The following is a 5,566-nucleotide window of genomic DNA, read 5'->3' as shown; positions in this document are numbered from 1 at the left end:
GGCGGGCCTGACCTGCTCGGCGGTGGAGATGGGCGCCAAGGGCGACCTTGGCGTCGAACTCGATCTCGACCGCGTGCCCGTGCGCGAGGAGGCGATGAGCGCCTATGAGATGATGCTGTCGGAAAGCCAGGAGCGCATGCTGATGGTGCTCGACCCGCAAAAGCGGGCCGAGGCCGAGGCGATCTTCGTCAAATGGGGCCTCGATTTCGCCGTCGTGGGCAAAACGACCGACGATCTGCGCTTCCGCGTCATCCATCGGGGCGAAGAGGTCGCCGACCTGCCGATCAAGGCGCTCGGCGACGAGGCGCCGGAATATGACCGCCCCTGGGTCGAGCCGGGCGTCTATCACGATTGGGACCATGCCTCGGTGCCCGGACCGGACGATTACGCGGACGCGATCCTTGCCATGCTCGGCGCGCCGAACCTGTCCTCGCGCCGCTGGGTGTGGGAGCAGTACGACACGCTGATCGGTTCGAACACGTTGCAAGTTCCCGGCGGAGACGCCGGCGTCGTCCGCGTCGACGGGCACGACACCAAGGCGCTCGCCTTCTCATCGGACGTTACGCCGCGCTATGTCGAGGCCGATCCGTTCGAGGGCGGCAAGCAGGCGGTCGCCGAATGCTGGCGCAACATCACCGCCACCGGCGCCGAGCCGCTGGCGGCCACCGACAATCTCAATTTCGGCAACCCGGAACGTCCCGAGATCATGGGCCAGTTCGTCAAGGCGGTCGAGGGGATCGGAGAGGCGTGCGCGGCACTGGGCTTTCCGATCGTGTCGGGCAATGTGTCGCTCTACAACGAGACCCATGGCGAGGCGATCCTGCCGACGCCGACCATCGCCGGGGTCGGACTGATCGCCGATCGGGCGCAGATGGCGCGCATGAGCACGATGCAGCCGGGCGATGCGGTCTTCGTGCTGGGCGGAGACGGGACACACCTTGGCCAGTCCGCGTTCGCGCGCATCGTCCATGACCGCGCCGACGGCCCGCCGCCGCCGGTCGATCTGTATTGCGAAAAGCGCAATGGCGATTTCGTCCGCTCGGCGATCCAGAACGGCCAGGTGACGGCCTGCCACGACGTCTCCTCGGGCGGCTTGGCGATCGCGCTCGCCGAAATGTGTCTGGCGTCCAGCCACGGCATGTCGGTCGAGACCGGCGACACGCAGCCGGCCCATGCGCTGCTGTTCGGCGAGGATCAGGGCCGCTACGTGGTCACGGTGCCCGGCGACAGCGCCACCTTCTTCGCGCTCAACGCCGAAGGCGCCGGCATCCCCTTCCGGCGGATCGGGACCGTCGCAGGCGACCGGTTTTCATTGACCGGCGCCGTGTCCGCTTCCATATCCTTGCAGCAGATGCATCGCGCGCACGAAGGCTGGCTGCCGGACTATATGGCCGGCCCGGCGCGCGCCGATGCCACCCCACAGGAGACGCCGCAATGCCGATGAACGCAGCCGACATCGAACGCATGATCAAGCAGGCGATCCCGGACGCCCAGGTGACGATCCGCGATCTGGCCGGCGACGGCGACCATTACGCGGCCGAGGTGGTCTCGGAAAGCTTTCGCGGCAAGACGCGCGTCCAGCAGCACCAGATGGTCTATCAGGCGCTCCAGGGAAACATGGGCGGCGTCCTGCACGCGCTCGCCTTGCAGACCTCGGCGCCGGGGTGAACGCCGCGCGCGGCGTGCGGACGGCCTTGTGTCCGGGCGCGCCGCTTCCTACTAATGTGCATACGCGATCGCGTGCTTCCAGCTTCCAACCGCCGGGCCTTGAACCCGGATGCGAAAGGGCGATGAAATGGCAGGAATGAACGAATTCATCGACAGTGAGGTCAAGGGCAACGAGGTGGTGCTCTTCATGAAGGGCACGCCGGGCTTTCCGCAATGCGGATTCTCCGGCCAGGTCGTGCAGATCCTCGACTATCTGGGCGTCGACTACAAGGGCGTGAACGTGCTCGCCGACGACGATCTGCGCGAGGGAATCAAGACCTATTCGAACTGGCCGACCATCCCGCAGCTCTACGTCAAGGGAGAGTTCGTCGGCGGCTGCGACATCATCCGCGAAATGTTCCAGGCCGGCGAACTGCAAGGCCACTTCGAGGAAAAGGGGGTCGCGGTCAAGGGCGCCGCATGAACCGGCGCCGTGATCACGGTCAGCCATGCTCGCCTCATGGCGCGCTACAATCGATGGCAGAATGCGAGCCTTATCGAAGCCGCCAGCGGACTGGCGGACGAGGAGCGCCGCGCCGATCGCGGCGCCTTTTTCGGCTCGATCGAAGGCACGTTCTCGCACATCCACTGGGGCGATCGGACCTGGATGCATCGCTTTGCGGGGACACCCAAGCCCGATGGCGGCATCGCGACCTCGACCGGCCTGATCGCCGATTGGGCCGACTTCGTCGCCGAGCGGGCGCGCTTTGACGCGGTGATCGTCGACTGGACGCGGACGCTCGATCCGCACTGGCTCGAAGGCGATCTGACCTGGTGGTCGGGGGCGGCCGACCGCCGGGTTACGAAGCCCGCATGGCTGCTCGTCATCCATTTCTTCAACCACCAGACCCACCATCGCGGCCAGATCCACGCCATGCTGACCGCCTCCGGCGCACGGCCCGATGACACCGACCTGTTCATGATGCCCGATCCGGCGTGAAGCGCCGGCCGGCGCGCCCCGCATAGCCGTGTCGGCCCAAACGGCTTTCGCCGCGGCGGCCCACGCGGTACACGGGCCGGCGACACCTTGGGAGACGATGCGATGACCTGGACCGTCTATCTTTCCGGCGAGATCCACACCGACTGGCGCGAACGGATCGAACGGGGCGCGGCCAGCGCCGGCCTGCCCGTCGCCTTCACCGCGCCGGTGACACACCATGAAGCGTCCGACGATTGCGGCGTGGCGATCCTGGGCGCCGAGACGGACAAGGTCTGGCACGACCACAAGGGCGCGCGGATGAACGCCATCCGCACGCGCACGCTTCTGGAAAGGGCCGATATCGTGGTCGTGCGCTTCGGCGACAAGTACCGCCAGTGGAACGCGGCCTTCGACGCCGGCCATGCCGCAGCGCTCGGCAAGCCGCTGATCGTCATGCACCAGGACGAGCACGCCCACGCGCTCAAGGAAGTCAACGCCGCAGCGCTCGCGGTCACCAGCACGCCGCAGCAGGTCGTGGCGATCCTCGCCTATGTGATCAACGGCGATCTGCCAGGCTACACGGACCGCGCCCTTACGGGGCGGCAGTGAGCGGCGCCGCGGACGCGCCGACGACCGGCACGCGCCTCGCGCCCGGCGCCTCGCCCGAACCGCTCAAGGCGGGCATCGGCATGCGCGAGTTCATCGTGCTGATCGCCGCGCTGACATCCATCATCGCCTTTTCGATCGATTCCATGCTGCCCGCCCTGCCGGTCATCGGTGCCGATTTCGCGCTCGCCGACGAGAACGACCGGCAATTCGTGCTGATCGCCTTCGTGCTTGCGTTCGGGCCCGCGCAGATCGTTTTCGGCCCCTTGTCCGACCGGTTCGGGCGCAAGCCCGTCCTGCTCGGCGGGCTGGTCTTCTTCGTCATCGCCTCGTTGGGCGCGGCGGTGACGGAAAGCTGGTGGGCGCTGCTCGCCTGCCGCGCAGCGCAAGGGATCGGCGCGGCGGCCGTGCGCATCACCACGAACGCAATCGTGCGCGATTGCTTTGCCGGCCGCGAAATGGCGCGCGTGATGTCCTATGTCTTCACCGTCTTCATGCTGGTGCCGATCGTCGCGCCGGCGATCGGTCAGGCGGTCATCGCGATCACCGACTGGCACTGGCTGTTCGCGGTGCTGGGGATTTCGGGCGCCGCGCTCGCCGTCTGGTCCGGCACGCGCATGGCCGAGACCCTGCCGCCGACCGGACGACGGCCCCTCGATGTCCGCAGCATCCATGCCGCCTTCGGCGAAATCCTGACCAATCGGATCGCGCTCGGCTACACGCTGGCCGTCACCTTGTTTTTCGGCGGCCTGTTCGCCTTCATCGTCTCGATCCAGCAGATCGTCGAGACCATCTACGGCCTCGGCGACTGGCTTGCGGCGATCTTTGCGGCCTGCGCCGGCGCGATGGCGGTGGCCAGCCTGGGCAATGCCGGCCTCGTCCGCCGGCTCGGCATGCGGCGCATCTCGCACGGCGCGCTTTTGAGCTTCACCATGTTCGGTGGCCTGCTGCTGCTGCTCGGCCTGTGGACGGTTCCGCCCTTCTGGCTCACCATCGGCCTGATCAGCGTGATCATGATGTCGTTCGGGTTCATCGCCGGCAATTTCAACGCGCTCGCCATGGAGCAGCTCGGCCATGTGGCCGGCGCGGCCTCGTCGGTGCTGGGCACGATCTCGTTCACCGGCGGCGCGCTGCTGGGCACGCTGACGGGCCAGGCGTTCGACGGCACCATCGTGCCGCTGGCGGCGGCCTATTTCCTGTTCGGCCTGACGGCGCTGGCCATCGTGCTCGTCACCGAGCGCGGCAGGCTGTTCACCGCCCCGCGCGATCAGGATGCCTGACCGCCGGACAGGGCGGCGAAGTCGAACAGTCGGGGATCGAGCAGATGGCTCGGCCGCACATTGGCAAGCGCCCGGATCATCGTGTCCTTGCGACCGGGCATCCCCGCCTCCATCTGCGCCAGCATCGCCTTCATCGCGTTGCGCTGAAGCCCGTCCTGCGAGCCGCACAGATCGCACGGGATGATCGGAAACCGCATCGCCTCGGCGAACCTTTGAAGGTCGGCCTCGGCGCACCAGACCAGAGGCCGCAACACCTCGACATCGCCTTCATCGTTCAGGAGCCTGGGCGCCATCGCCGCAAGCCGCCCGCCATGGAACAGGTTCATGAAGAAGGTTTCGAGCATGTCCTCGCGGTGATGGCCCAGAACCAGCGCCGAACAGCCCTCCTCGCGCGCGATCCGATAGAGATGACCGCGCCGCAGCCGCGAGCAAAGGGCGCAGTAGGTCCGGTTTTCGGGCACCTTGTCGGTGACGATCGAATAGGTGTCCCGATACTCGATCCGGTGCGCGATGCCGTACCGGTCGAGCCATTCGGGCAGAACATGACGGGGGAAGCCGGGCTGACCCTGATCGAGATTGCAGGCCAGCAGCTCGACCGGAAGAAGCCCGCGCCATTTAAGGTCGATCAGGCAGGCGAGCAGGCCATAGGAATCCTTGCCGCCGGACAGCGCCACAAGCCAGCGCGCGCCCGGCCGGACCATGGAAAAATCGTCCAGCGCCTGGCGCACATTGCGCAACAGGCGCTTGCGCAGCTTGCCGAAGCCGACCGAGGAGGGCGCTTGGGCAAACAAGGCGTGCGCGGCCGGCTCGCGGACTTGCTCCCGGACTTTCTCCAGGATTTGGGGATCGGTTGTGAGCGCGGTTTCTGGCATCGGACGAGGACCTGTCATTGGCCTGCGGCGAGAACGGCCCGCCAGGCATGCACACTATACGAACGCGGCCCGCCGGCGCCAGGGACGGCCGGAACCTGCGCGCGGCCCAGCGGTTCGATCCGCCAGTGCCCATCGTCTCGCCAGGCGTCCAGGCAGGCCGGGTCCATGCAGACAAGCAGCAT

General features: G+C 67.2%; 7 protein-coding genes. 6 read left to right on the top strand and 1 reads right to left on the bottom strand.

Features of this window, described 5'->3' with window-relative positions; translation table 11 throughout:
* The 6 genes from AC5E6L_RS13645 to AC5E6L_RS13620 form a co-directional block, all read left to right on the top strand.
* On the top strand, positions 1-1,444 hold a 1,444-nt coding region (locus tag AC5E6L_RS13645), incomplete at its 5' end, for an AIR synthase-related protein (protein WP_491773998.1).
* The gene (locus tag AC5E6L_RS13640) at positions 1,435-1,668 is read left to right on the top strand and encodes a BolA/IbaG family iron-sulfur metabolism protein (protein WP_491229125.1); all 234 of its coding nucleotides are present in this window, start codon (positions 1,435-1,437) and stop codon (positions 1,666-1,668) included. The genes AC5E6L_RS13645 and AC5E6L_RS13640, both read left to right, overlap by 10 nt.
* A gap of 127 nt (positions 1,669-1,795) precedes the next feature.
* Positions 1,796-2,131, top strand: a complete 336-nt coding sequence (grxD, locus tag AC5E6L_RS13635; RefSeq protein WP_491229126.1) for a Grx4 family monothiol glutaredoxin — start codon at positions 1,796-1,798, stop codon at positions 2,129-2,131.
* 9 nt (positions 2,132-2,140) lie between these two features.
* On the top strand, positions 2,141-2,647 hold the full coding sequence (locus AC5E6L_RS13630; protein WP_491229127.1) for a DinB family protein: 507 nt from the start codon (positions 2,141-2,143) through the stop codon (positions 2,645-2,647).
* 102 nt (positions 2,648-2,749) lie between these two features.
* A complete protein-coding gene (locus AC5E6L_RS13625) occupies positions 2,750-3,235 on the top strand; it encodes a YtoQ family protein (protein WP_491229128.1) in 486 nt (161 codons plus the stop codon).
* Positions 3,232-4,512, top strand: a complete 1,281-nt coding sequence (locus AC5E6L_RS13620) for a multidrug effflux MFS transporter (protein ID WP_491773995.1) — start codon at positions 3,232-3,234, stop codon at positions 4,510-4,512. Before AC5E6L_RS13625 ends, AC5E6L_RS13620 begins: the two co-directional genes overlap by 4 nt.
* Here AC5E6L_RS13620 and ttcA read toward each other — a convergent pair.
* A complete protein-coding gene (gene ttcA, locus AC5E6L_RS13615; RefSeq protein WP_491773993.1) occupies positions 4,500-5,384 on the bottom strand; it encodes a tRNA 2-thiocytidine(32) synthetase TtcA in 885 nt (294 codons plus the stop codon). The two genes, AC5E6L_RS13620 and ttcA, sit on opposite strands and share 13 nt — an antisense overlap.
* Between the last annotated feature and the right edge of the window lie 182 nt (positions 5,385-5,566).

Source organism: Roseitalea sp., assembly GCF_984466335.1.
This window is presented reverse-complemented; position numbering and strand designations above follow the sequence as displayed.

Coding starts and splice junctions, on each gene's coding strand:
- ttcA (WP_491773993.1), bottom strand. CDS start 5,384: ATGCCAGAAACCGCGCTCACAACCGATCCCCAAATCCTGGAGAAAGTC.
- AC5E6L_RS13640 (WP_491229125.1), top strand. CDS start 1,435: ATGCCGATGAACGCAGCCGACATCGAACGCATGATCAAGCAGGCGATC.
- grxD (WP_491229126.1), top strand. CDS start 1,796: ATGGCAGGAATGAACGAATTCATCGACAGTGAGGTCAAGGGCAACGAG.
- AC5E6L_RS13625 (WP_491229128.1), top strand. CDS start 2,750: ATGACCTGGACCGTCTATCTTTCCGGCGAGATCCACACCGACTGGCGC.